21 protein-coding genes are annotated in these 22,250 nt (G+C 61.0%); 15 read left to right on the top strand and 6 right to left on the bottom strand.

Translation table 11 applies throughout. The features are described 5' to 3' along the window. Window positions 1–36 precede the first annotated feature (36 nt). Window positions 37–639: a peroxiredoxin gene (locus H7995_RS25555; RefSeq protein WP_019693358.1), complete on the bottom strand. Its 603-nt coding sequence runs from the start codon at window positions 637–639 to the stop codon at window positions 37–39. Between the two features lie 254 nt (window positions 640–893). Between H7995_RS25555 and H7995_RS25560 the strand changes: the two genes are divergently transcribed. Both H7995_RS25560 and bfr read left to right on the top strand, forming a co-directional pair. After that, on the top strand, window positions 894–1,112 hold the full coding sequence (locus H7995_RS25560) for a bacterioferritin-associated ferredoxin (RefSeq protein WP_166590028.1): 219 nt from the start codon (window positions 894–896) through the stop codon (window positions 1,110–1,112). A gap of 198 nt (window positions 1,113–1,310) precedes the next feature. Further along, a complete protein-coding gene (gene bfr, locus H7995_RS25565; RefSeq protein ID WP_095165921.1) occupies window positions 1,311–1,781 on the top strand; it encodes a bacterioferritin in 471 nt (156 codons plus the stop codon). Window positions 1,782–1,884: 103 nt separating this feature from the next. Here the strand turns inward: bfr and grxD are convergent, their stop codons facing one another. Continuing rightward, a complete protein-coding gene (gene grxD / locus H7995_RS25570) occupies window positions 1,885–2,226 on the bottom strand; it encodes a Grx4 family monothiol glutaredoxin (RefSeq protein WP_166590029.1) in 342 nt (113 codons plus the stop codon). A 97-nt stretch (window positions 2,227–2,323) separates the two neighbouring features. Continuing rightward, window positions 2,324–4,432, bottom strand: coding sequence for a molybdopterin oxidoreductase family protein (locus H7995_RS25575; protein WP_182342103.1), 2,109 nt, complete (start codon window positions 4,430–4,432; stop codon window positions 2,324–2,326). A gap of 452 nt (window positions 4,433–4,884) precedes the next feature. Between H7995_RS25575 and argF the strand changes: the two genes are divergently transcribed. Both argF and H7995_RS25585 read left to right on the top strand, forming a co-directional pair. Next, window positions 4,885–5,805, top strand: a complete 921-nt coding sequence (gene argF, locus H7995_RS25580; RefSeq protein WP_095165926.1) for an ornithine carbamoyltransferase — start codon at window positions 4,885–4,887, stop codon at window positions 5,803–5,805. Then, window positions 5,802–6,911 carry an ABC transporter ATP-binding protein gene (locus tag H7995_RS25585; protein ID WP_166590031.1) on the top strand — a complete coding sequence of 370 codons (1,110 nt, stop codon included), beginning with the start codon at window positions 5,802–5,804 and terminating at the stop codon, window positions 6,909–6,911. Before argF ends, H7995_RS25585 begins: the two co-directional genes overlap by 4 nt. A 99-nt stretch (window positions 6,912–7,010) precedes the next feature. Here H7995_RS25585 and H7995_RS25590 read toward each other — a convergent pair whose 3' ends face one another. Continuing rightward, on the bottom strand, window positions 7,011–7,793 hold the full coding sequence (locus H7995_RS25590) for a PhzF family phenazine biosynthesis protein (protein ID WP_166590032.1): 783 nt from the start codon (window positions 7,791–7,793) through the stop codon (window positions 7,011–7,013). Between the two features lie 98 nt (window positions 7,794–7,891). Further along, the gene (ybaK, locus tag H7995_RS25595) at window positions 7,892–8,362 is read right to left on the bottom strand and encodes a Cys-tRNA(Pro) deacylase (RefSeq protein WP_166590033.1); all 471 of its coding nucleotides are present in this window, start codon (window positions 8,360–8,362) and stop codon (window positions 7,892–7,894) included. A gap of 369 nt (window positions 8,363–8,731) precedes the next feature. On the opposite strand from ybaK, the gene H7995_RS25600 reads away from it, so the two are divergent. The 11 genes from H7995_RS25600 to H7995_RS25650 all read left to right on the top strand — a co-directional run bounded on the left by H7995_RS25600 (window position 8,732) and on the right by H7995_RS25650 (window position 21,115). Continuing rightward, window positions 8,732–9,583 carry an MIP/aquaporin family protein gene (locus tag H7995_RS25600; RefSeq protein WP_166590034.1) on the top strand — a complete coding sequence of 284 codons (852 nt, stop codon included), beginning with the start codon at window positions 8,732–8,734 and terminating at the stop codon, window positions 9,581–9,583. Window positions 9,584–9,659: 76 nt separating this feature from the next. Continuing rightward, window positions 9,660–11,165, top strand: coding sequence for a glycerol kinase GlpK (gene glpK, locus H7995_RS25605; RefSeq protein WP_166590035.1), 1,506 nt, complete (start codon window positions 9,660–9,662; stop codon window positions 11,163–11,165). A 95-nt stretch (window positions 11,166–11,260) separates the two neighbouring features. Further along, window positions 11,261–12,016 carry a DeoR family transcriptional regulator gene (locus H7995_RS25610; RefSeq protein ID WP_166590036.1) on the top strand — a complete coding sequence of 252 codons (756 nt, stop codon included), beginning with the start codon at window positions 11,261–11,263 and terminating at the stop codon, window positions 12,014–12,016. A 275-nt stretch (window positions 12,017–12,291) separates the two neighbouring features. Beyond that, window positions 12,292–13,830 (top strand): glycerol-3-phosphate dehydrogenase, encoded by a 1,539-nt coding sequence (glpD, locus tag H7995_RS25615; RefSeq protein WP_166590037.1) that lies wholly within the window; start codon window positions 12,292–12,294, stop codon window positions 13,828–13,830. A 341-nt stretch (window positions 13,831–14,171) separates the two neighbouring features. Next, entirely contained in the window at window positions 14,172–15,086 is a 915-nt protein-coding gene (locus H7995_RS25620) for a glutamate/aspartate ABC transporter substrate-binding protein (protein WP_166590038.1), read from the top strand. Between the two features lie 193 nt (window positions 15,087–15,279). Next, a complete protein-coding gene (locus H7995_RS25625) occupies window positions 15,280–16,026 on the top strand; it encodes an amino acid ABC transporter permease (RefSeq protein ID WP_095165942.1) in 747 nt (248 codons plus the stop codon). Next, a complete protein-coding gene (locus tag H7995_RS25630; RefSeq protein WP_027619713.1) occupies window positions 16,026–16,697 on the top strand; it encodes an amino acid ABC transporter permease in 672 nt (223 codons plus the stop codon). The genes H7995_RS25625 and H7995_RS25630 overlap by 1 nt, the downstream gene beginning before the upstream one ends. After that, the gene (locus H7995_RS25635) at window positions 16,694–17,428 is read left to right on the top strand and encodes an amino acid ABC transporter ATP-binding protein (RefSeq protein WP_166590040.1); all 735 of its coding nucleotides are present in this window, start codon (window positions 16,694–16,696) and stop codon (window positions 17,426–17,428) included. The genes H7995_RS25630 and H7995_RS25635 overlap by 4 nt, the downstream gene beginning before the upstream one ends. A gap of 105 nt (window positions 17,429–17,533) precedes the next feature. Then, a complete protein-coding gene (gene aauS, locus H7995_RS25640; RefSeq protein ID WP_166590041.1) occupies window positions 17,534–19,435 on the top strand; it encodes a two-component sensor histidine kinase AauS in 1,902 nt (633 codons plus the stop codon). 44 nt (window positions 19,436–19,479) lie between these two features. Then, window positions 19,480–20,760: a two-component response regulator AauR gene (gene aauR / locus H7995_RS25645; RefSeq protein WP_244647819.1), complete on the top strand. Its 1,281-nt coding sequence runs from the start codon at window positions 19,480–19,482 to the stop codon at window positions 20,758–20,760. A 25-nt stretch (window positions 20,761–20,785) separates the two neighbouring features. Then, entirely contained in the window at window positions 20,786–21,115 is a 330-nt protein-coding gene (locus H7995_RS25650) for a GlpM family protein (protein ID WP_166590116.1), read from the top strand. A 13-nt stretch (window positions 21,116–21,128) separates the two neighbouring features. Here H7995_RS25650 and H7995_RS25655 read toward each other — a convergent pair whose 3' ends face one another. Beyond that, window positions 21,129–22,163 carry an alpha/beta fold hydrolase gene (locus H7995_RS25655; protein ID WP_166590043.1) on the bottom strand — a complete coding sequence of 345 codons (1,035 nt, stop codon included), beginning with the start codon at window positions 22,161–22,163 and terminating at the stop codon, window positions 21,129–21,131. Window positions 22,164–22,250 lie beyond the last annotated feature (87 nt).

Consider the following 22,250-nt stretch of genomic DNA (forward strand, 5'->3'; position numbering starts at 1 on the left):
ACTAGGGCCGGTTTTTTTATGCCTGAAACGCGTGGCTTACAGCTTGCCAGCGTTCTCGGTCAGGTAAGCGGCAACGCCTTCTGGCGAAGCAGTCATACCTTTGTCGCCTTTTTTCCAGTTGGCTGGGCAAACTTCGCCGTGCTCTTCGTGGAACTGCAGCGCGTCGACCAGGCGGATCAGCTCTTCCATGTTACGGCCCAGTGGCAGGTCGTTGACGATCTGCGAGCGGACAACGCCTTTGTCGTCGATCAGGAACGCGCCACGGAAAGCCACGCCGCCTTCGGATTCAACGTCGTACGCCTTGGCGATGTCGTGCTTCATGTCAGCAGCCATGATGTACTGGACCTGACCGATGCCGCCGGCATTGATCGGGGTGTTGCGCCAGGCGTTGTGGGTGAAGTGCGAGTCGATCGACACCGCGATCACTTCCACGTTGCGCGCCTTGAAGTCAGCCATGCGGTGGTCCAGAGCGATCAGCTCGGACGGGCAAACGAAGGTGAAGTCCAGCGGGTAGAAGAACACCAGGCCGTATTTGCCTTTGATGGCCGAGGACAGGGTGAAGCTGTCAACGATTTCGCCATTGCCGAGTACGGCCGGTACGGTGAAGTCAGGGGCTTGTTTGCCTACAAGTACGCTCATTGGATATCTCCTGGTGTAGTGCGTGAAGAAGGGTAGCGATCCAGTCTGCCGCCGGTAAACGACAGCTTCATGAATCGGCTACCGTTCGCAAAGACCGACCATCATACACTGCGTTTTTGACCTGTTGCCATGTAGCCGTTCGTCAGGCAAGCAGCGATCGATCACAACAGGCGCGGAAACCACTTTGACAATCATTCTCGTTAACATTAAGATCCATCGCAATTGAGCCACAACCCGCGATAGGTTCTCACTCTATGTATGTCTGCCTCTGCACTGGCGTCACCGACGGCAAGATCCGCGATGCAATCTACGAAGGTTGCTGCAGCTACCGTGAGGTGCGCGAAGCCACCGGCGTTGCCAGCCAATGCGGCAAATGCGCCTGCCTTGCCAAGCAGGTGGTCCGCGAAACCCTCGCCGATCTGCAGATGAGCCAGGCGGCCATCCCCTATCCCGTAGAATTTTCCGCCGCATAAGTAACCCATCTCAAAGAACCGGACTTAGTGTCCGGTTTTTTTATGCCTGTAATTCAATCGCTTAGCGTCAGGATGCGGAACACAAACATTCTTATTCCGATTAATTTTTATATATTATTCAATAACTTAGGTTTGACACTAAGAAGTTGCAGGCTCAGACTCCGCCTTATATACCGCACTTAAGGACAGGACCCCATCATGAAAGGCGACGTAACAGTCATCCAGCATCTCAACAAGATCCTTGCCAATGAGCTGGTCGCAATTAATCAGTACTTCCTGCATGCCCGCATGTACGAAGATTGGGGCCTGAACAAGCTGGGCAAGCACGAGTACAAAGAATCCATCGACGAGATGAAACACGCGGACAAGCTGATCAAGCGCATCCTGTTTCTTGAAGGCCTGCCAAACGTCCAGGACCTGGGCAAGCTGCACATCGGTGAACACACCAAGGAAATGCTCGAGTGCGACCTGCGCATCGAGCGCACCGGTCACGCCGACCTGAAGACCGCCATCGCCCACTGCGAGACCGTCGGCGACTTCGGCAGCCGTGAACTGCTCGAAGACATTCTCGAGTCCGAGGAAGAACATATCGACTGGCTGGAAACCCAACTGGGCCTGATCGATAAAGTCGGCATCGAGAACTATCTGCAATCGCAGATGGGTGAATAACACCAAGTTAACGCCCATTAAAAAAGCCCCGCCCTCTTATCGAGAGGCGGGGCTTTTTTTGATCCGCAGCAAGTGTTCGCTGGCAAGCCAGCGCCTACACCACTTAGGCTTCGGTCTTGCCGGCAGCAGCCTTTTCCACAGCAGCCTTGATGGTCGCCTGCAGCGAACCGTCGGCAGCCATTTCGGTCATGATGTCGCTACCGCCAACCAATTCACCACCGACCCACAGCTGTGGGAAGGTTGGCCAGTTGGCGTACTTTGGCAGGTTGGCGCGGATTTCCGGGTTCTGCAGGATGTCCACGTAAGCGAACTTCTCACCACAGCCCATGACAGCCTGCGCGGCTTTCGCGGAGAAGCCACATTGTGGGGCATTCGGCGAGCCTTTCATGTAAAGCAGAATGGTGTTGTTGGCAATCTGCTCTTTAATCGTTTCGATGATATCCATGGAGCACCTCGGCTGAACTTTCCGACTCAGTTGTCGGCACGGTGGCGCATTGTAACGGAAAGACCGGCGCGATGCTCGGTCTCCCCGACAGACATGCCTAGGCCGCAGCCACCGTCACCGGCACACCATTGAGTGCGGCGTTGCCCGACAACTCATCCAGCTGACGCTCATCCGTCAGGTCGTTGGCGCTGGCCCCCGGTTGCGCCGTGGCGATGCCCATCTGCACCCCAGGCCGGGCATGGCCCCAGCCATGGGGCAGGCTGACCACGCCCCTCATCATCTCGAGACTGCCCAGCACCTCGACTTCGATCTCGCCGACCCGCGAACTGACCCGCACCCGCTGACCGTCGCTGAGCCCGCGCTGGGCGAGGTCGTCCGGATGCATCAACAACTGATGCCGCGGCTTGCCCTTCACCAGGCGGTGGTAGTTGTGCATCCACGAATTGTTGCTGCGCACATGGCGTCGGCCAATCATCACCAACTCATCCGCCGCCGGCGCTTGCAACGCGGCAAAGCGCTGCAGATCCGCGAGAATCGCCGCTGGCGCCGCTTGCACGTGCTGATTGGCCGTTTTCAGGCGTGGCCCCAGGTTGGCCTTCAGCGGCCCCAGATCGACGCCATGGGGATGATCGAACAGGCGGGTCACCGAGAGTTTGTACTGGGAGGCATCACCGTAGCGACCGGCACGCAAGGCAAAGTCGATCATCTGTGCCGGCGGCAGCGTCGGCTTGAGCTCCTTGCCCGTCCTGGCCGCAAAGGCCTTGGCCAGGCCGACGAAGATTTCCCAATCATGCAGCGCGCCCGCGGGCTTGGGCAGGATCGCCCGGTTGAAGCGGCTGACATTGCGCACCGCGAACATATTGAACGTGGTGTCGTAATGATCGTTTTCCAACGCCGAGGTCGAAGGCAGGATCAGGTCCGCATAACGCGTGGTTTCGTTGATGTACAGGTCAATGCTGACCATGAACTCCAGCCCGTCCAGCGCCTGCTCCAGTTGCCGGCCATTGGGCGTCGACAACACCGGATTGCCAGCCACCGTGATCAGCGCGCGAATCTGCCCCTCGCCGCCGGTGAGCATTTCTTCGGCCAGGGCCGACACCGGCAACTCACCGGCGTATTCCGGCCGCCCGGAGACCCGGCTTTGCCACAAATTGAAATGCCCGCCTGAGGTCGACGCCACCAGATCAACCGCAGGTTCCGTGCACAGCGCCCCGCCGACCCGGTCCAGATTGCCGGTAACCAGGTTGATCAACTGCACCAGCCAATGACACAAAGTGCCAAAGGCCTGGGTCGAAACCCCCATGCGCCCATAACAAACCGCCGTCGGCGCGGCGGCAAAATCCCGCGCCAATTGGCGGATCTGCTCGGCAGGCACCGCACACAACGGGCTCATGGCCTCGGCATTGAACGGCGCAATCGCCTGGCGTACTTGATCCAGCCCATCCACTGGCAAATGACTGTCGCGGCTCAGGCCTTCGCTGAACAAGGTATTGAGCACGCCAAACAGCAACGCCGCATCGCCCCCGGGTCGGACAAAAATATGCTGGTCGGCCATCGCGGCCGTCTCGCTGCGCCGCGGATCGACCACCACCACTTTGCCGCCACGCGCCTGGATCGCCTTCAAGCGTTTTTCCACATCCGGCACCGTCATGATGCTGCCGTTGGACGCCAGCGGATTGCCGCCCAGGATCAGCATGAAATCGGTGTGATCGATGTCGGGGATCGGCAGCAGCAACCCGTGGCCATACATCAAGTGACTGGTCAGGTGATGGGGCAACTGGTCCACGGACGTCGCGGAGAAGCGATTGCGGCTCTTCAACAACCCGAGGAAATAATTGCTGTGGGTCATCAGCCCGTAGTTATGCACGCTGGGGTTGCCCTGATACACCGCCACCGCGTTCTGCCCATGACGCTCCTGAATCGTCGCCAGGCGCTCGGCGACCAGGGCAAAAGCCTCGTCCCAGCCAATCGCCTGCCACTCGTTCCCGACGCGCTGCATAGGCTGGCGCAGGCGATCGGGATCGTTCTGGATATCCTGCAACGCCACCGCCTTGGGACAGATATGACCCCGACTGAAGCTGTCCAGCGGGTCGCCCTTGATCGAGGTGATCTGCAGGCCCGCGCTGTCGCTGGCGGTGGTTTCGATGGTCAAGCCGCAGATGGCTTCACACAGGTGGCAGGCACGGTGGTTAAGAGTCTTGGTCATGGCCAGTCTCTGTTTTATTCGGGGCAACCAGGGCGCGGTTGCGGGAGTAAAACTATGGGCCGAGTCCGCCCCCTGCACCAGCGACGTTCATCTTGTGAATCGACGGCCATCAGGCCTGCCGATAGCGCCCTGCTACCGGGCGACCGGCAGGGCGAAAACCGACCGCTACGCCCGCCCATGCGCTGCGCTCGATTGCCAAGGCGCGCGGGGGCAGTGTACAAAGGGCTTGCTGCTGTCAGGAAACAGGCTTCAAAAGCGCTACTGCGGTCACCCCGTAGCCCCTCTGAAATCCCCTAAACACCGTAGCCTATTGGTAAGACGCGACATTTAATGTCAATATTGCGCCTTCCCCTATTTCGTCGCCCCGTGCGGCTTACGCCGCAGGTCTCGCCCGTTTTTTTAATTAAACAAGGCTTTGAGTATCTGCGGTCCGTTGCAAAAGGTAGTCAATGATGAGCGCAAGGCACTTTCTCTCCCTGATGGATTGCACGCCCGAAGAGCTGGTCAGCGTGATCCGTCGAGGCATTGAGCTCAAAGACCTGCGTAACCGCGGCGTACTGTTCGAGCCGTTGAAAAACCGCGTCCTGGGGATGATCTTCGAGAAGTCCTCGACCCGGACTCGCCTGTCGTTCGAAGCCGGCATGATCCAGCTCGGCGGCCAGGCCATCTTCCTCTCGCCGCGCGACACCCAACTGGGCCGTGGCGAGCCGATTGGCGACTGCGCCATCGTCATGTCGCGCATGCTCGACGCCGTGATGATCCGCACCTTTGCCCACAGCACCCTGACCGAATTCGCCGCCAACTCCCGCGTGCCAGTGATCAACGGCCTGTCCGATGACCTGCACCCGTGCCAGTTGCTGGCCGACATGCAAACCTTCCTTGAGCACCGTGGTTCGATCCAGGGCAAGACCGTGGCCTGGATCGGCGACGGCAACAACATGTGCAACAGCTATATAGAAGCGGCCATCCAGTTCGACTTCCAGTTGCGCATCGCCTGCCCCGAGGGCTACGAGCCGAACCCGCAGTTCGTGGCGGCGGCTGGCGATCGCGTGACCATCGTCCGCGACCCCAAGGATGCCGTGCGTGGCGCGCACCTGGTGAGCACCGATGTCTGGACCTCCATGGGCCAGGAAGAAGAAACAGCCAAGCGCCTCAAACTGTTTGCGCCCTACCAGGTCAACCGCGCCCTGCTCGACCTGGCGGCCGAAGATGTCCTGTTCATGCACTGCCTGCCGGCTCACCGCGGCGAAGAAATCAGCCTCGACCTGCTCGACGACGGCCGCTCAGTGGCCTGGGACCAGGCAGAAAACCGCCTGCACGCGCAAAAGGCCTTGCTCGAATTCCTCGTTCCCCCGGCGTACCACCACGCATGAGTCATACACTACTGCTGAACCTGCGCAACCTGGCCTGCGGCTACCAGGACCAGCGCGTTGTACAGAACCTCAACCTGCACCTCAATGCCGGCGACATTGGCTGCCTGCTCGGCTCCTCCGGCTGTGGCAAGACCACCACCCTGCGAGCCATCGCCGGCTTTGAACCCGTCCACGAAGGGGAAATCCAACTGGCGGGAGAGACCATCTCCAGCGCCGGTTTCACCCTCGCGCCGGAGAAACGGCGGATCGGCATGGTGTTCCAGGACTACGCACTGTTCCCGCACCTGAGCGTGGCGGACAACATCGCCTTCGGCATTCGCAAGCATCCGAACAAAGACCGGGTCACCGCCGAGATGCTCGAACTGGTGAACCTGAAGAACCTCGGCAAGCGCTTCCCCCACGAACTCTCCGGCGGCCAACAGCAACGGGTAGCCCTGGCCCGCGCACTGGCACCGGAGCCGCAACTGCTGCTGCTCGATGAACCCTTCTCCAACCTCGATGGTGAACTGCGCCGCAAGCTCAGCCACGAAGTCCGTGACATCCTCAAGAGCCGTGGCACCAGTGCGATTCTGGTGACCCACGACCAGGAGGAAGCCTTCGCGGTCAGCGATCAGGTCGGGGTATTCAAGGAAGGTCGACTGGAGCAGTGGGACACGCCCTACAACCTGTACCACGAGCCCCTGACACCGTTTGTCGCCAGCTTTATCGGCCAGGGCTACTTCATTCGTGGCCAGTTGCAGACCCCAGAGTCGGTGCAGACCGAACTCGGCGAGCTGCGTGGCAACCGCGCCTACACCTGGCCGACCGGTGGCGCCGTGGACGTGCTGCTACGTCCCGACGATATCGTCTACGCCCCGGACAGTGCGCTGAAAGCCCGGATCATCGGCAAGACCTTCCTTGGCGCCTCGACGTTGTACCGCCTGCAACTGCCCACCGGCAGCCAGCTCGAATCGATCTTCCCAAGCCACGCCGATCACTTGGTGGGTGACGATGTCGGCATTCGCGTGGCCGCCGAACACCTGGTGCTGTTCCAGGCATCCGGCAGCACCGCGGCACAGATTCCAGCCGTTGAATCCGGAGTCCGCCGGTACAGCCAGGCCAGTTGATCCTCAAGGGTGCATGCACAATCTGCGCGCACCAAGAACCACCGTGGGAGCGAGCGGAATACCGCCCGCTTCGCGCCTACGCAAGCCGCGACGTCAGTCTCAGCCCAGCAGCAACGTCCCGCTGGCCACCAGCGTCGCAGCCCCGCCAATCTTCACCCGATCGCCTTCCAGGCGGCAGAGCAACTCCCCGCCCCGCGCCGAACACTGGTAGGCCGTCAGACTGGTTTTATCCAGTTGCTGCGCCCAGTAAGGAATCAGCAGGCAATGGGTCGAGCCGGTGACAGGGTCTTCGTTGATGCCGATGGCCGGGGCAAAATAGCGCGAGACAAAATCATGTTGCGTGCCGCGTGCGGTGACAATTGCCCCCAGCCAAGGCAACTTCGCCAGGGCCGCCATGTCCGGCTGGCATTCGCGCACAGCCTGCTCCGACTCAAGCACCACAAACAACTCGTTGGAGCCCAGCACTTCCACGGGCTGAACCCCCAGCGCTGCGGCAATCAGCGGATTGGCCGCCACACCACTCGGCGTGATCCTCGGGAAATCCAGCCACAGCCGCCCACCTTCGCGGGTCACGCGCAATGGCCCGGACTTGCTGATGAAATCCAGGCTTTCCAGTGGCTCTTCATACAGGTCGAACAACACATGGGCGCTGGCCAGGGTCGCGTGGCCGCACAACGGCACTTCCGTGGTCGGGGTGAACCAGCGGATATGCCAACCCTGGGCCTCACGCACCACAAACGCGGTCTCGGCGAGGTTGTGCTCGGCGGCGATGTTCTGCATCAGCTCATCACTGAGCCAGGCCTCGAGTCGGTAAACCATCGCCGGGTTGCCACTGAACGGACGGTCGCTGAAGGCATCGACCTGATGAAACGCTAACTCCATGATTGCTCTCCTTTTGTGTAGGCGAGCACGAGCATGCGGCAGCGCTGGTTGGGTTGCCAGTGACAGAGCCCGTGGATTTTCACCATACAGCCAATGGGTCAAGCCCGACCGATGTCAGCGAACCCGGCCTGGGTATGCTCGGCCAGCACCGCAGGGGCCAACTCGACTTCCAGGCCGCGTCGACCGGCACTGACATAAATAGTCGCAAAAGCGTGGGCACTGCTGTCGATGAAGGTGCGCAGCCGTTTCTTCTGCCCCAACGGGCTGATTCCCCCCAGCAAGTACCCGGTTGCCCGCTGCGCGGCAGCGGGGTCTGCCATCTCGACTTTCTTGACCCCGGCGGCATGGGCCAGCGCCTTCAAATCCAGACTTCCGACGACCGGCACCACAGCAACCAACAACTCGGCTTTCTCACTGGCCGCAAGCAAGGTCTTGAACACCTGGGCCGGCTGCAACCCAAGCTTTTCCGCCGCCTCCAACCCGTACGAAGCGGCCTTGGGATCATGTTCATAACTGTGTACACGGTGTTCGGCACGCACTTTTTTCAGCAGATCCAATGCAGGGGTCATGGCAGCTCCAAGCCAACGAAAGAACACTAAACACAGCGCCGGATTCTAGGTCATCACGCGGCAAAAGGCTCTAGGACCGCCCTGCTATCCCATCGTGGACGCAACCCGCCAGGCAAATCACGGCCGTTGCCACCCTCTCAAGACGCGATCATTCACCCGAACAATAGTTGATTTGTGACTGACTGTTCACTTTCGACCTTTGACATCAGCGTTTCTTGTCTATATTTTTTCGTTTCCGAATGCCACACGACAATTCCTACGCAACACCCAGCAGTAAGCCGAGACCAGGATGGGGATCCTGCTTCGGTGAAAATCGCGCTCGATCTCTTATGGGACGAGCGCCCGACAACAACAAAAAACGAGGTTTTCATGAGCACTGCTTTACAACAACCACCCCTCTCGAGCCAATGCATGGCCGAGTTCCTGGGAACTGCGCTACTGATATTTTTTGGTACTGGCTGCGTCGCCGCTCTCAAAGTCGCGGGTGCCAGCTTTGGCCTGTGGGAAATCAGCATCATCTGGGGCGTCGGCGTCAGCATGGCGATCTACCTGACCGCAGGCGTTTCCGGTGCTCACCTGAACCCGGCCGTCAGCATTGCCCTGAGCATCTTCACCGACTTTGAAAAACGTAAACTGCCCTTCTACATCCTGTCCCAGGTGGCGGGCGCCTTCTGCGGGGCGTTGTTGGTTTACACGCTTTACAGCAACCTGTTCTTCGATTTCGAACAAACCCAGCAGATGGTTCGCGGCAGCCAGGCCAGCCTGGAATTGGCGTCGGTGTTTTCCACCTTCCCCAACCCGGCCCTGTCCACCGGCCAGGCGTTCCTGGTCGAGATGATCATCACCGCCATCCTGATGGGCGTGATCATGTCCCTGACCGACGATAACAACGGCCTGCCCAAGGGCCCGCTGGCACCGCTGCTGATCGGCCTGCTGATCGCCGTGATCGGCAGCTCGATGGGACCACTGACCGGCTTCGCGATGAACCCGGCACGGGATTTCGGCCCTAAACTAATGACTTTCTTCGCTGGCTGGGGTGAAATTTCCTTCACCGGCGGCCGGGATGTTCCCTATTTCCTGATTCCGATTTTTGCTCCGATTGTCGGTGCCTGCCTCGGCGCTGCGGCCTATCGCGGGCTGATTGCCCGTCACCTGCCCGGCGCCGCACCTGCTACAACAGAGGCAGAACCGGCGATGGATGGCAAAACCCGAATTTCCTGATACCGGCGGCGCGTGATCCTGCCCACCATTGATCATGCGCCCCGATCCACCCCTTATTTCGTCCAAGGCAATCGACATGACCGACACACAGAATAAGAACTACATCATTGCCCTTGATCAGGGTACGACCAGCTCGCGCGCGATCATTTTCGACCGCGACGCCAACGTGGTCTGCACCGCTCAACGCGAATTCGCCCAGCATTACCCACAAGCCGGCTGGGTTGAACATGACCCGATGGAAATCTTCGCCACCCAGAGCGCGGTGATGGTCGAGGCCCTGGCACAAGCCGGCCTGCATCATGACCAGGTGGCCGCCATCGGCATCACCAACCAGCGTGAAACCACCGTGGTCTGGGACAAGACCAGCGGCCGGCCGATCTACAACGCCATCGTCTGGCAGTGCCGCCGCAGCACCGAGATCTGCCAGCAGCTCAAGCGCGATGGCCACGAGCAATACATCAGCGACACCACCGGCCTGGTCACCGACCCGTACTTCTCCGGCACCAAGCTGAAGTGGATCCTGGACAACGTCGAAGGCAGCCGCGAGCGCGCGCGCAACGGCGAGTTGCTGTTCGGCACGGTCGACAGCTGGCTGATCTGGAAATTTACCGGCGGCAAGACCCACGTCACCGACTACACCAACGCCTCGCGCACCATGCTCTTCAACATCCACACCCTGGAGTGGGACGCGAAGATGCTCGAGCTGCTGGACATCCCGCGCGAGATGTTGCCGCAGGTGAAGTCCTCGTCAGAAATCTATGGCCACACCAAGAGCGGCATTGCCATCGGCGGCATCGCCGGCGACCAGCAAGCGGCCCTGTTCGGCCAGATGTGCGTGGAGCCCGGCCAGGCGAAAAACACCTACGGCACCGGCTGCTTCCTGCTGATGAACACCGGCAGCAAGGCCGTCAAATCCAGCCACGGCATGCTCACCACCATCGCCTGCGGTCCGCGCGGCGAAGTGGCCTACGCCCTGGAAGGCGCCGTGTTCAACGGCGGCTCTACCGTGCAGTGGCTGCGCGACGAACTGAAGATCATCAACGACGCCCACGACACCGAGTACTTCGCCAACAAGGTCAAGGACAGCAACGGTGTGTACCTGGTACCCGCCTTCACCGGCCTCGGCGCTCCGTACTGGGACCCCTACGCCCGCGGCGCCCTGTTCGGCCTGACTCGCGGCGTACGGGTCGACCACATCATTCGCGCAGCCCTGGAGTCGATTGCCTACCAGACCCGCGACGTGCTCGACGCCATGCAACAGGACTCCGGCGAACGCCTCAAGGCCTTGCGTGTGGACGGCGGTGCAGTGGCGAACAACTTCCTCATGCAGTTCCAGGCCGACATCCTCGGCACCCAGGTCGAGCGCCCACAAATGCGCGAGACCACGGCCCTGGGTGCAGCGTACCTGGCGGGCCTGGCCTGCGGCTTCTGGGGCAGCCTGGAAGAACTGCGCGGCAAGGCAGTGATCGAGCGCGAATTCGACCCGCAACTGGAAGAAAACGCCAAGGAAAAACTCTATGCCGGCTGGAAAAAAGCCGTCAGCCGCACCCGTGATTGGGAACCGCACGAAGGCGAGGAATAAGCCAAGGGCCGGACAGTGTTCGGCAGGTAACTGGTCGGGAGGGGATTCCTGCGGCATCATGGGCAAATTTTGCACGGCAGCCCAAAGGACGCCCCATGAATCTGCCTCCCCGTCAGCAGCAAATCCTCGAACTGGTCCGCGAACGCGGCTACGTCAGCATCGAGGAAATGGCCCAGTTGTTCGTAGTTACTCCGCAGACCATTCGCCGCGATATCAATCAACTGGCCGAAGACAACCTGTTGCGCCGCTACCATGGCGGCGCAGCCTATGATTCCAGCGTGGAAAACACGGCATACGCCATGCGTGCCGACCAGATGCGCGACGAGAAGCAGCGCATCGGCGAAGCCATCGCCCGTCAAATCCCCGACCACGCCTCGCTGTTCATCAATATCGGCACCACCACCGAGTCCATCGCCCGGGCGCTGCTCAACCACAGCCACCTGAAAATCATCACCAACAACCTGCACGTGGCCTCCATGCTCAGCGCCAAGGATGATTTCGACGTGCTGCTCACCGGTGGCAACGTACGCCGCGACGGTGGGGTTGTCGGCCAGGCCAGCGTCGACTTCATCAACCAGTTCAAGGTCGACTATGCCCTGGTGGGCATCAGTGGCATCGACGAAGACGGCAGCCTGCTGGACTTCGATTACCAGGAAGTGCGGGTATCCCAGGCGATCATCGCCAATGCCCGGCAAGTGATCCTGGCGGCTGACTCCAGCAAGTTCGGGCGCAATGCCATGATTCGCCTGGGACCGATCACCCTGATCGATTGCCTGGTCACCGACCAACAGCCCGTGCCCGCCCTCGCCCAACTGTTGAGCCAGAACAAGATTCGCCTGGAAGTCGTTTAGTCGCCGCCCCGCTTCATCCCCCCAGACGCCATCGCACACAGGTTCAGCGCCCCTTAGCGGGAGCGAGCCTGCTCGCGAAGGCGACGCCGCCCGCCCCTCCCTGGCGCCACGCCATCCCGCATAAATGTTCGAAATTTTTCTTTTAGTCACCGTTCGATGAGTTTTTTCAATCGAAACGGACTGGCTGTGGGCGACTTTATGGGCTACCATTTTCGCAAATGAACATTAATGTTCGTATTCCAATACATAAAGCCAAAAATGCCCGAGGCCTGCCGATGCCCACTTCCACCTTGCCGACACCCCCGCTTGCCGAGATCTATGACGTCGCCGTGATTGGTGGTGGGATCAATGGCGTCGGGATTGCGGCGGATGCTGCCGGCCGCGGGCTTTCAGTGTTCCTTTGCGAAAAGGACGACCTGGCCAGCCACACCTCGTCCGCCAGCAGCAAGCTGATCCACGGCGGCCTGCGCTACCTGGAACATTACGAATTCCGCCTGGTGCGCGAAGCCCTGGCCGAACGCGAAGTGCTGCTGGCCAAGGCCCCGCACATCGTCAAGCAGATGCGCTTTGTCCTGCCCCACCGCCCGCACCTGCGCCCGGCCTGGATGATTCGCGCCGGCCTGTTCCTCTACGACAACCTGGGCAAGCGGGAAAAACTCGCCGGCTCCAAAAGCCTGAAGTTCGGTGCCGACAGCGCCTTGAAAAGCGAAATCAGCAAGGGCTTCGAGTACTCCGATTGCTGGGTCGACGACGCCCGCCTGGTGGTCCTCAATGCCATGGCCGCCCGTGAAAAAGGCGCCCACGTGCACACCCAGACCCGCTGTGTCAGCGCTCGACGCAGCAAGGGCCTGTGGCACCTGCACCTTGAACGTGCCGATGGCAGCCTGTTCTCGATCCGCGCCAAGGCGCTGGTGAACGCCGCCGGCCCCTGGGTCGCCAAGTTCATTCGTGATGACCTGAAGATGGAATCGCCCTACGGCATTCGCCTGATCCAGGGCAGCCACCTGATCGTGCCCAAACTGTACGAAGGCGAGCACGCGCACATCCTGCAAAACGAAGACCAGCGCATCGTGTTCACCATTCCGTACCTCAATCAATTCACCCTGATTGGCACCACGGACCGCGAATACACCGGCGACCCGGCTAACGTGGCGATCACCGAGGGCGAAACCGATTACCTGATCCAGGTGGTCAATGCGCACTTCAAGAAACAGATCAGCCGTGACGACATCCTGCACACCTATTCCGGTGTGCGCCCGTTGTGCAACGACGAATCCGACAACCCATCGGCCGTGACCCGCGACTACACCCTGGCCCTCTCCGGCAGCGGTGAAGAAGCGCCTCTACTGTCGGTGTTCGGCGGCAAGCTGACCACCTACCGCAAGCTGGCCGAGTCGGCCATGGTCCAACTGGCCCCCTACTTCAAGCAGATGAAACCGAGCTGGACCGCCCAGGCAACCCTGCCTGGCGGCGAAGACATGAGCACCCCGCAGGCCCTGAGCGCCTTGATTCGCGACAAATTCGACTGGATCCCCACGCAAATCGCCCGCCGCTGGGCCACCACCTACGGCAGCCGCACCTGGCGCATGCTCGAAGGCGTACAGGGCCTGAACGACATGGGCGAGCACCTGGGTGGCGGGCTCTACACCCGTGAAGTCGATTACCTGTGCCAGCAGGAATGGGCCACCACCGCCCATGACATTCTCTGGCGGCGCACCAAGCTCGGCCTGTTCACCACGGCCGACGAACAGGCGAACGTGCAGCACTATCTGCACAAACTGGAAGTCAACCGCAGCAAGATCGAAGCGGCCTGATCCACTCGCCGGGCACACAACAGCCCCTGGACCTCACGGTTCAGGGGCTTTTTGCATTCAAAAGCCCGGAGCACCGGCCCGGATAGCATTCGGTTTTCCGAACGCGACCCGACGGTCAATTCGGTTAACCGGACCAGGCGTAGGAATCAGATTCGCCATAAATATTTAATATCCTTATAAATCAATAATTTAGATAACTATTCCTGGCTTGGCACGACTCATGCTCTACACTCTTGGACGAACGCCTGAGGTGCCAACACTTCAGGAGCCCCCAGGTGTTCAGCAGTACAAGAGAGCCGAAGAACTGGCTCCATAAAAAAAACAATGTCGAGGAAAATTTGATGCGTATCGTTCCCCATATCCTGGGCGCAGCCATCGCTGCCGCTCTGATCAGCACGCCAGTTTTCGCCGCCGAACTCACCGGCACCCTGAAGAAGATCAAAGAGTCCGGCACCATCACCCTGGGCCATCGCGACGCTTCCATCCCGTTTTCCTACATTGCAGACGCTTCCGGCAAACCAGTCGGCTACTCCCACGACATCCAGATGCAAGTCGTCGAAGCCCTGAAAAAAGACCTGGACCTGCCGAACCTGCAAGTCAAATACAACCTGGTCACCTCGCAAACCCGTATCCCGCTGGTACAGAACGGCACCGTTGACCTTGAGTGCGGTTCCACCACCAACAACGTCGAGCGTCAGCAACAGGTTGACTTCTCGGTCGGCATTTTCGAAATCGGTACTCGCCTGCTGTCCAAAAAGGACTCCAAGTACAAGGATTTCGACGATCTTAAAGGCAAGAACGTCGTAACCACCGCTGGCACCACGTCCGAGCGCATCCTCAAGTCGATGAACGCCGACAAGCAGATGGGCATGAACGTGATCTCCGCCAAGGACCACGGCGAATCCTTCCAGATGCTGGAATCGGGCCGTGCCGTTGCCTTCATGATGGACGACGCCCTGCTGGCCGGTGAAGCGGCCAAGGCCAAGAAAGCTTCCGACTGGGAAGTGACTGGCACGCCACAGTCCTATGAAATCTATGGCTGCATGGTGCGCAAAGGCGACGAGCCGTTCAAGAAAGCGGTCGATGATGCCATCAAGGCCACCTACGCTTCGGGCCAGATCAACAAGATCTACGACAAGTGGTTCCAGGCGCCAATCCCGCCTAAAGGCCTGAACCTGAACTTCCCGATGAGCGACGAGCTCAAGGCCCTGATCGCCAATCCGACCGACAAAGCGGCTGACGACAAGAAATCCTGATTTCTGACTAGTCTTACCTCCTGAGAGGGCCACTGCCCTTTCGGGAGGTTGTCACTACCTGCTGGCATTTTTGGAAACACTCGAACCGGTGGTTGTCGAGCCGACCGCGTGTGCCCGACCGTCGACGTCGGGTGGGAACGGAGTTCCCCCAGGCAGGTGCTTGAACATCGATTGAATCCGAGGGGAGACCCTAATGAATTACAACTGGGATTGGGGCGTGTTCTTCAAGTCCACCGGCGTGGGCAGCGAGACCTATCTCGACTGGTTCATTTCCGGGCTGGGCTGGACCATCGCTATCGCCATCGTGGCCTGGATCATTGCATTGCTGCTGGGCTCGGTACTGGGCGTGATGCGCACCGTGCCGAACCGCATCGTGTCAGGCATCGCGACCTGCTACGTCGAACTGTTCCGTAACGTACCCCTGCTGGTCCAGCTGTTCATCTGGTACTTCCTGGTGCCCGACCTGCTGCCACAAGACCTGCAGGACTGGTACAAACAGGACCTCAACCCGACCACCTCGGCCTACCTGAGCGTTGTCGTGTGCCTGGGCCTGTTCACCGCCGCACGGGTCTGCGAACAAGTGCGCACCGGTATCCAGGCGCTGCCACGCGGCCAGGAATCGGCGGCTCGCGCCATGGGCTTCAAGCTGCCGCAGATCTACTGGAACGTGCTGCTGCCCCAAGCCTATCGCATCATCATTCCACCGCTCACCTCGGAATTTCTCAACGTCTTCAAGAACTCGTCCGTGGCCTCGCTGATCGGCCTGATGGAACTGCTCGCGCAGACCAAACAGACCGCCGAGTTCTCCGCCAACCTGTTCGAAGCCTTCACCCTGGCGACCCTCATCTACTTCACCCTGAACATGAGCCTGATGTTGCTGATGCGCGTGGTCGAGAAGAAAGTCGCAGTGCCCGGCCTGATCTCCGTGGGGGGTAAATAATGGAATTCGATTTCAGTGGCATCATCCCGGCCATTCCCGGCTTGTGGAACGGCATGGTGATGACCCTCAAGCTGATGGTGCTGGGCGTTGTCGGCGGCCTCATCCTCGGTACCGTCCTGGCCTTGATGCGGTTGTCCCACAACAAACTGCTGTCAAACTTTGCCGGCGCCTACGTCAACTACTTCCGCTCGATCCCGCTGCTGTTGGTGATCACCTGGTTCTACCTGGCGGTGCCATTCGTGCTGCGCTGGATCACCGGCGAAGACACACCGATCGGCGCGTTTGCCTCCTGCATCGTGGCCTTCATGATGTTCGAAGCCGCGTACTTCTGCGAAATCGTACGGGCCGGCGTGCAGTCGATTCCCAAGGGCCAGATGGGTGCCGCCAAGGCCCTGGGCATGACCTATGGCCAGATGATGCGCCTGATCATCCTGCCCCAGGCTTTCCGCAAGATGACCCCGCTGCTGTTGCAGCAGAGCATCATCCTGTTCCAGGACACCTCGCTGGTCTACACCGTCGGCCTGGTGGACTTCCTCAACGCTTCGCGGGCCAGTGGCGACATCATTGGCCGTTCCAATGAGTTCCTGGTATTCGCCGGTCTCGTGTACTTCATCATCAGCTTTGCCGCCTCGCAGCTGGTCAAGCGTCTGCAAAAAAGGTTCGCCGTATGATCTCTATCAAGAATATCAACAAGTGGTATGGGGACTTCCAGGTGCTGACTGATTGCAGCACCGACGTCAAGAAAGGTGAGGTGATCGTGGTGTGCGGGCCGTCCGGCTCCGGCAAGTCGACCCTGATCAAGTGCGTCAACGCCCTGGAACCCTTCCAGAAAGGTGACATCGTGGTCGACGGCACTTCGATTGCCGATCCCAAGACCAACCTGCCGAAACTGCGCTCGCGCGTTGGCATGGTGTTCCAGCACTTCGAACTGTTCCCGCACCTGACCATCACCGAAAACCTGACCATCGCGCAGATCAAGGTGTTGGGCCGCAGCAAGGAAGAAGCCACCAAGAAAGGCCTGCAACTGCTCGAGCGCGTCGGCCTCTCGGCCCACGCCCACAAGCACCCTGGCCAGCTCTCCGGTGGCCAGCAGCAGCGTGTGGCGATCGCCCGCGCACTGGCCATGGACCCGATCGTCATGCTGTTCGACGAGCCGACCTCGGCGCTGGACCCGGAAATGGTCAACGAAGTACTGGACGTCATGGTGCAACTGGCCCACGAAGGCATGACCATGATGTGCGTGACCCACGAAATGGGCTTCGCCCGCAAAGTGGCGGACCGGGTAATCTTCATGGACGCCGGCAAGATCATCGAGGACTGCCCCAAAGAAGAGTTCTTCGGTGACATCGGCGCTCGCGCCGAACGGACTCAGCACTTCCTGAACAAGATCCTGCAGCACTAAGAGTTCGAAGCCACACCAATCCCTGGTGGGAGCGAGCAAGCTCGCCCCCACTGGGGTCGACGGTGGCTTGCAGATTTGTGTTGTGGTTGACCCAAGGCATCTGTGATGAAATGCGACCCCACTCTTTATCGCGCCGCACCGCCATCACTCGCCGTGAAACCTCGTCTGATCCGCCACCTGTTCCTGCCGCCGCTGATCATCTTGCTGATGCTCGCATTGGGTTTGCTCGGTTTCTGGACCAGTGAGCACTACGGCATTCGCAGCCTTGGCGAAAACGGTCAACGCCAGCTTGAGCTGCACGCCCGTGCGGTAGAGAGCGAAATCAGCAAGTACACCTACCTGCCCAGCCTGCTGGAACTCGAATCGAGTGTTTCGCAGTTGCTGGCCGAGCCGTCGCCGGAACACCGGCAAGCGGTCAACAATTACCTTGAAGGCCTGAACCGGCGCAGCCGCAGTCGGGCCATCTACGTGATGGACACCACCGGTCGGGTCCTGGCCACCAGCAACTGGCGCGACGTCGACAGCTACCTGGGTGAAGACCTGTCCTTCCGTGCCTATTTCCAGAATGCCGTACGTGGCCAACCCGGGCGTTTCTACGGGATCGGCAGCACCAACGGCGAACCCGGCTACTACCTGGCCCACGGCCTCGAAGAACAAGGCAAGATCATCGGCGTCGCCGTGGTCAAGGTGCGCCTGGAAGCCCTGGAAGAACGCTGGCAGCGCGCCCGCCTGGAAGCCTTCGTCAGCGATGAGAACGGCATCATCATTCTCTCCAGCGACCCGGCGCGACGGCTCAAGGCCGTGCGTCCGCTGAGCGACGACACCAAGGAGCGCCTGGCCCGCAGCCTGCAGTACTACTGGTTCCCGCTCAATGAACTGGAACCGTTGGCCCGCGAGCGCCTGGCCGAAGGCGTGGAGAAACTGACCTTCCCGGCCAACGCCGAAGTGGTCTCCGACGACGAGGCCATCAGCTACCTGTCGCAGACGCGCCCCCTGAGCGACACACCGTGGAATTTCACCCTGCTGACGCCGCTCCAGGACCTGCGCCGCGAGGCGATCAACCAAGGCATCCTGGTGGCGGTGGCCTTCGCCCTGGTGGCGTTCCTGCTGATCGCCTGGAACGAGCGACGCAAGGTGATCGCCACCCGCCTCGCGGCCCGCGAAGCCCTGCAGGAAGCCAACAATCAACTGGAGCGTCGGATTACCGAACGCACCAGCGACCTGCGCGCCAGCAACGAACGCCTCAAGAGCCAGATCCGCGAACGGCGCCTGGCCGAGGGCACCCTGCGCCGCGCCCAGGATGAACTGGTGCAGGCCGGCAAACTGGCCGCCATCGGCCAGATGTCCACCAGCATTGCCCATGAGCTGAACCAGCCCCTGGCGGCGTTGCGCACCCTGTCCGGCAACACCGTGCGGTTTCTCGAGCGCGGCCAACTGGACACCGCCAGTGCCAACCTGAAAACCATCAATGAGCTGATCGACCGCATGGGCCGCATCACGGCCAGCCTGCGCTCCTTTGCCCGGCGCGGCGACGACAAGGGCCAGGCCAGCCTGGGCAAAGCCGTGGATGCGGCCCTGCAACTGCTGGGCGCACGCCTGGAAAACAGCGGCCTGCAGTTGCACCGCGCGTTCACTGACGAGCAAGTGTCGATCGACCAGACACGCCTGGAGCAGATCCTGGTCAACCTGATCGGCAATGCCCTGGATGCCATGCAGGCGCAAGCTGCGCCCCAGTTGTGGCTCGAGGGTGAGGCGGTCGACGGCAAGTACCGGCTGCACGTACGCGACAACGGCCACGGCATTGACGCCGAGGCGCGCAAACATTTGTTCGAACCCTTCTTTACCACCAAGCCCGGCGAACAGGGCCTGGGCCTCGGCCTGACCCTGTCGGCGAGCCTGGCCGCCGCGACCGGTGGCAGCCTGGGTGTCGAGCACCCGGCCAGCGGTGGTACCGCATTTGTCCTCAGCTTACCCTTGGTAAGCCCCCTGCCCGTCGAGCCGATATGAACAACGATCTTAGTGTGCTGATCGTCGAAGACGATCCCCATGTCCTGCTCGGATGCCAGCAGGCCCTGGCCCTGGAAGACATCCCCTGCACCGGCGTTGGCAGTGCTGAAGAAGCCCTGGCGCAGGTGGGCGACAACTTTGCCGGGATCGTCATCAGCGACATCCGCCTACCGGGCATCGATGGCCTGGAACTGCTGGGCCGGCTCAAGGCGCGCGATCGCAGCTTGCCGGTGGTGCTGATCACCGGGCACGGCGACATTTCGATGGCCGTCGACGCCATGCAAAAAGGCGCCTACGACTTCATGGAGAAGCCCTTCTCCCCCGAGCGCCTGGTGGACGTCGCCCGGCGTGCCCTGGAGCAGCGCAGCCTGGCCCGCGAAGTCAGCTCCCTGCGCCGGCAACTGGCCGAGCGCGACTCCCTGGAAGGGCGGATCATCGGGCGCTCACCCGCCATGCAACACTTGCGCGAACTGATTGCCAACGTCGCCGACACCTCGGCCAACGTACTGATCGAAGGCGAGACCGGCACCGGCAAGGAATTGGTTGCCCGCTGCCTGCACGACTTCAGTCGCCGCCAGGCGCAGCCCTTTGTCGCGCTGAACTGCGGTGGCCTGCCGGAAAACCTGTTTGAAAGCGAAATCTTCGGGCATGAGGCGAACGCCTTTACCGGTGCCGGCAAACGGCGGATCGGCAAGATCGAACATGCCAATGGCGGCACCCTGTTCCTCGACGAAGTGGAAAGCATGCCGTTGCCCCTGCAGATCAAACTGCTGCGGGTCCTGCAGGAGCGCACCCTGGAGCGCCTGGGCTCGAACCAGAGCGTGGCGGTCGACTGCCGGGTGATTGCCGCCACCAAGTCCGACCTCGACGAACTGGGCCGCGCCGGCCAGTTCCGCAGCGACCTGTATTACCGCCTCAACGTGGTGACCCTGGAGCTGCCGCCCCTGCGCGAACGCCGCGAAGACATCCTGCAACTGTTCGAGCACTTCCTCCAGCAATCGTCACTGCGCTTCGACCGCGCCGTCCCGGACCTGGACAACCAGACCCTGTCGCACCTGATGAGCCACGACTGGCCGGGCAACGTGCGTGAACTGCGCAACGTCGCCGAACGCTTTGCCCTCGGCCTGCCGGCGTTCAAGAAATCCGGCGCCAGTGGCGCCGCCCAGGGCCTGGGGTTTTCCGAGGCGGTGGAAGCCTTCGAGCGCAACCTTTTGAGCGATGCCTTGCAACGCAGCGGCGGCAACCTGACCCAGGCCAGCCTGGAATTGGGCATGGCCAAAACCACCCTGTTCGACAAGGTCAAGAAGTACGGCCTGAGCCACTAACCCAGCGAGAACAGTCGTGGATCTATTGTTGAAAGCGGCCCTTGGCGCGGCGGTGGTGGTGATACTCGCCGCCCTGGCCAAGACCAAAAACTATTACATCGCCGGCCTGGTCCCCCTGTTTCCGACCTTCGCCCTGATCGCCCACTACATCGTCGGCAAGGGCCGTTCCCTGGACGACCTGAAGACCACCATCGTGTTTGGCATGTGGTCGATCATTCCGTACTTCGTGTACCTGGCGACCCTGTACCTGATGGTCGACCGGCTGCGCCTGGAAGCCTCGCTGGCGGTGGCCGCCGTCGCCTGGCTGATGGCCGCCACCGTGCTCGTCAGCGTCTGGGTACGTCTGCACGCCTGAGTCGGCGCAGCGCTCAAAGCAGATTCATCCCCCGCACCGGCTCGATCTGCGCCCAATGCGAGGTGTCTTCGCGGTGCTGCTGCAGGTAGGGCAATACCGCCGCCAGCAACGGCGCCTTGAATGCCTCCTGGAATCGATGGGCCAGCCCTGGAATCAGCTTGAGCTGGCTGCCCTGGATATGCGCTGCCAGGTGAATGCCATGCATCACTGGCAGCAACGGATCGGCCGTGCCGTGCACCACCAGGGTCGGCACCCGCAACTGATTGAGTAACGTCACCCGGCTAGGCTCGGCAAGGATCGCCATGATCTGGCGCTTGACCCCTTCAGGGTTGAACGCCCGGTCATAGGACTGCGCCGCCTGCTGCAGCAACGCCTGGCGATCATCGGTGACCTGCGGGCTGCCCAGGGCGGCCAGCAAGTCGGCCTGTTGCTCCAGGGCCACTTCACGGTTCGGCGCACTGCGCCGGGCCAGCAACTGCACCAGCGCCGCGTTGGGCGCCGGCAAGCCCGCCGCGCCGGAACTGCTCATGATCAGCGTCAGGCTCTCGACCCGCTGCGGCGCCATGGCCGCCATGTGCTGGGCGATCATCCCGCCCATGCTCGCCCCCAGCACATGGAATTGCTCCACGTGCAGGGCATCCATCAAACCCAGGCCATCGTCCGCCATGTCGCTCAGGGAATAAGGCGCCGACACCGGCAGGCCGAGCTTGTAGCGCAACGCCTCGAAAGTCAGGTTGGCGCTGGCGGGAGCCTGGCGCCAGGTCGACAGGCCGACATCGCGATTGTCGTAGCGAATCACCCGAAAGCCTTGCTCACAGAGGGCTACCACCACTTCGTCCGGCCAGTGGATCAATTGCCCGCCCAGGCCCATCACCAGCAACAGTGCCGGATCGGAAGCACGACCGATGCTCTGGTAGGCCAGGCTCACTTGCGCCAGGTCGGCCTGCTGGGTTGCCACATTGACATCGCAGCGCGGCGCCGCCCAGGACGCCGGGCCAATACACAACGCGGCCAGAAAGATGACCGCGGATAAATACAAGACACGCATGAAAAACACCGAAACGCAGAACCCCAGTAGAGCGCGAGTCTGATGAAGTTTGTTGAAGCGCGCTGCCACACTTGCATGACAGTTTGA

Origin of the sequence: Pseudomonas kielensis, assembly GCF_014236655.1 — a bacterium.
In the GTDB taxonomy this organism is placed as follows: Bacteria; Pseudomonadota; Gammaproteobacteria; order Pseudomonadales; family Pseudomonadaceae; genus Aquipseudomonas; species Aquipseudomonas kielensis.

Coding starts and splice junctions, on each gene's coding strand:
- H7995_RS25555 (WP_019693358.1), bottom strand. CDS start 639: ATGAGCGTACTTGTAGGCAAACAAGCCCCTGACTTCACCGTACCGGCC.
- H7995_RS25560 (WP_166590028.1), top strand. CDS start 894: ATGTATGTCTGCCTCTGCACTGGCGTCACCGACGGCAAGATCCGCGAT.
- bfr (WP_095165921.1), top strand. CDS start 1,311: ATGAAAGGCGACGTAACAGTCATCCAGCATCTCAACAAGATCCTTGCC.
- grxD (WP_166590029.1), bottom strand. CDS start 2,226: ATGGATATCATCGAAACGATTAAAGAGCAGATTGCCAACAACACCATT.
- H7995_RS25575 (WP_182342103.1), bottom strand. CDS start 4,432: ATGACCAAGACTCTTAACCACCGTGCCTGCCACCTGTGTGAAGCCATC.
- argF (WP_095165926.1), top strand. CDS start 4,885: ATGAGCGCAAGGCACTTTCTCTCCCTGATGGATTGCACGCCCGAAGAG.
- H7995_RS25585 (WP_166590031.1), top strand. CDS start 5,802: ATGAGTCATACACTACTGCTGAACCTGCGCAACCTGGCCTGCGGCTAC.
- H7995_RS25590 (WP_166590032.1), bottom strand. CDS start 7,793: ATGGAGTTAGCGTTTCATCAGGTCGATGCCTTCAGCGACCGTCCGTTC.
- ybaK (WP_166590033.1), bottom strand. CDS start 8,362: ATGACCCCTGCATTGGATCTGCTGAAAAAAGTGCGTGCCGAACACCGT.
- H7995_RS25600 (WP_166590034.1), top strand. CDS start 8,732: ATGAGCACTGCTTTACAACAACCACCCCTCTCGAGCCAATGCATGGCC.
- glpK (WP_166590035.1), top strand. CDS start 9,660: ATGACCGACACACAGAATAAGAACTACATCATTGCCCTTGATCAGGGT.
- H7995_RS25610 (WP_166590036.1), top strand. CDS start 11,261: ATGAATCTGCCTCCCCGTCAGCAGCAAATCCTCGAACTGGTCCGCGAA.
- glpD (WP_166590037.1), top strand. CDS start 12,292: ATGCCCACTTCCACCTTGCCGACACCCCCGCTTGCCGAGATCTATGAC.
- H7995_RS25620 (WP_166590038.1), top strand. CDS start 14,172: ATGCGTATCGTTCCCCATATCCTGGGCGCAGCCATCGCTGCCGCTCTG.
- H7995_RS25625 (WP_095165942.1), top strand. CDS start 15,280: ATGAATTACAACTGGGATTGGGGCGTGTTCTTCAAGTCCACCGGCGTG.
- H7995_RS25630 (WP_027619713.1), top strand. CDS start 16,026: ATGGAATTCGATTTCAGTGGCATCATCCCGGCCATTCCCGGCTTGTGG.
- H7995_RS25635 (WP_166590040.1), top strand. CDS start 16,694: ATGATCTCTATCAAGAATATCAACAAGTGGTATGGGGACTTCCAGGTG.
- aauS (WP_166590041.1), top strand. CDS start 17,534: ATGAAATGCGACCCCACTCTTTATCGCGCCGCACCGCCATCACTCGCC.
- H7995_RS25655 (WP_166590043.1), bottom strand. CDS start 22,163: ATGCGTGTCTTGTATTTATCCGCGGTCATCTTTCTGGCCGCGTTGTGT.